Raw genomic sequence first — 2500 nt, forward strand, 5'->3', positions numbered from 1 at the left:
TAAATATTGATTTAAAATCTTGTAAAATGTGTCACCAGATTTGATAGTGTGATTAATGTTTTTAATTCTTGGCTCAAAGTTATTGTAAATATTATCTAAAGTTTTAGATAAATATAAATTGTTTAATAATTTGTTAAAATTATCATCTGATTTTTTTTTATTTAAATTATGATATATGGTAAAATAAACTGTTAAAATTGCTAGTAAAGTAAGCAAAATTTGAAAAAAATTTTTTTTTAAAAAATCTTTTTTTAATAATATTTTAAGCTTAATCATCACTTTATTACTAACTTGCATAATCATGAAAAAAAACTATAAATAGCCTAAAAATTGGCTATTTTTAAGGCTTTTTTAGTTATAAATTATTCTATAATTGCTTGATTTCTTTTTTTTTTCGCCTATAAGCACTGAACTTTCTCTGTAAAATTATTGTAATACAATAAAAAAAAGCGAGAGTTATTAGGCTTTTTTGCTTAATTAGTTATTTAAAAAGTAAAAATTTTAAGAAGAGAAGTGTGGACGGTTAAGGTTACCAAAATTTGTCGTACACACTTCAACATCATATAAATTTTATTCTTAGAATTTATATGGAAGCTAGTGTGCGCCGTTTTTAAACTTGAGAGTTTGATCATGGCTCAGAACGTACGCTGGCGGCACGCCTAACACATGCAAGTCGAACGAAGTAGCAATACTTAGTGGCAGACGGGTGAGTAACATGTAGGTATCTGCCCTTTGGCCTGGAATAACACGAGGAAACTTGTGCTAATACCGGATAAGTCTTTACGGAGAAAGCTTTATGCACCATTGGATGAGCCTGCACTTGATTAGTTTGTTGGTGGGGTAATGGCCTACCAAGACTATGATCAATAGCTGATTTGAGAGGATGATCAGCCACATTGGGACTGAGACACGGCCCAAACTCCTACGGGAGGCAGCAGTGGGGAATCTTGCACAATGGAGGAAACTCTGATGCAGCGATGCCGCGTGAGTGAAGAAGGCCTTTGGGTTGTAAAGCTCTTTCGTCGGGGAAGAAAATGACTGTACCCGAATAAGAAGGTCCGGCTAACTTCGTGCCAGCAGCCGCGGTAATACGAAGGGACCTAGCGTAGTTCGGAATTACTGGGCTTAAAGAGTTCGTAGGTGGTTGAAAAAGTTGGTGGTGAAATCCCAGAGCTTAACTCTGGAACTGCCATCAAAACTTTTCAGCTAGAGTTTGATAGAGGAAAGCAGAATTTCTAGTGTAGAGGTGAAATTCGTAGATATTAGAAAGAATACCGATTGCGAAGGCAGCTTTCTGGATCAATACTGACACTGAGGAACGAAAGCATGGGTAGCGAAGAGGATTAGATACCCTCGTAGTCCATGCCGTAAACGATGTGTGTTAGACGTTGGAAATTTATTTTCAGTGTCGCAGCGAAAGCGATAAACACACCGCCTGGGGAGTACGACCGCAAGGTTAAAACTCAAATGAATTGACGGGGACCCGCACAAGTAGTGGAGCATGTGGTTTAATTCGAAGATACGCGCAGAACCTTACCAACACTTGACATGTTCGTCGCGACTTTAAGAGATTAAAGTTTTCGGTTCGGCCGGACGAAACACAGGTGCTGCATGGCTGTCGTCAGCTCGTGTCGTGAGATGTTGGGTTAAGTCCCGCAACGAGCGCAACCCTCACTTTTAGTTGCCATCATTAAGTTGGGCACTCTGAAAGAACTGCCAGTGATAAGCTGGAGGAAGGTGGGGATGACGTCAAGTCCTCATGGCCCTTACGTGTTGGGCTACACACGTGCTACAATGGCATCTACAACAGGAAGCAAGACGGCGACGTTAAGCAAATCCTTAAAAGATGCCTCAGTTCGGATTGCACTCTGCAACTCGAGTGCATGAAGCTGGAATTACTAGTAATCGTGGATCAGCGTGCCACGGTGAATGCGTTCCCGGGTCTTGTACACACCGCCCGTCACACCATGGGAGTTGGTTCTACCTTAAGGCAAGGTTTAAAATCCTTGACCACGGTATAGTCAGCGACTGGGGTGAAGTCGTAACAAGGTAGCCGTAGGGGAACCTGCGGCTGGATTACCTCCTTTCTAAGGATGAATGAAAACTTGTTTTCATTCTAAATAATATACAGGTTAATGTTGACCGTCCTCGTTTCTCTTCTTAAAAGTGAGTGTTTCTCTTGAATGGGGGCCGGTAGCTCAGTTGGTTAGAGCACACCCTTGATAAGGGTGGGGTCGAAAGTTCGAGTCTTTCTCGGCCCACCAAAAGATTAAGGGGGGATTAGCTCAGCTGGGAGAGCGCCTGATTTGCATTCAGGAGGTCAGCGGTTCGATCCCGCTATCCTCCACCAAAACACTTAGCTATATAAAATTGTAAATAAAATTTAATAATATCAATATCTATATCCGAACATTAACAACTTATTGTTAAGTTAATGTTCAAACAAAAATTTGATTCAACACAGAATTTTTTTCTGTGCATAAATCAAGCGTTTAAGGGC

Annotated in this window: 2 tRNA genes, 2 rRNA genes and 1 pseudogene (1 of these 5 cut by a window edge); 4 read left to right on the forward strand and 1 reads right to left on the reverse strand. The window is 40.3% G+C overall.

Annotated elements, in window-relative coordinates:
• Positions 1–297 (reverse strand): annotated as a pseudogene (locus ACTT9D_RS06535) (hypothetical protein); the annotation flags it as partial.
• A gap of 315 nt (positions 298–612) precedes the next feature.
• On the opposite strand from ACTT9D_RS06535, the gene ACTT9D_RS06540 reads away from it, so the two are divergent.
• The 4 genes from ACTT9D_RS06540 to ACTT9D_RS06555 all read left to right on the forward strand — a co-directional run.
• A 16S ribosomal RNA gene (locus tag ACTT9D_RS06540) occupies positions 613–2087 on the forward strand.
• A 100-nt stretch (positions 2088–2187) separates the two neighbouring features.
• Positions 2188–2264: transfer RNA gene (locus tag ACTT9D_RS06545), tRNA-Ile, on the forward strand.
• A 10-nt stretch (positions 2265–2274) separates the two neighbouring features.
• Positions 2275–2350 (forward strand) — tRNA-Ala (locus ACTT9D_RS06550).
• A 132-nt stretch (positions 2351–2482) separates the two neighbouring features.
• Positions 2483–2500: ribosomal RNA gene (locus ACTT9D_RS06555) — 23S ribosomal RNA — on the forward strand (it continues 2735 nt past the right edge of the window).
• The 16S and 23S rRNA genes sit together here with 2 tRNA genes alongside, the layout of an rRNA operon.

It is taken from the genome of Candidatus Pelagibacter sp., from assembly GCF_052049815.1.
GTDB lineage: Bacteria > Pseudomonadota > Alphaproteobacteria > Pelagibacterales > Pelagibacteraceae > Pelagibacter.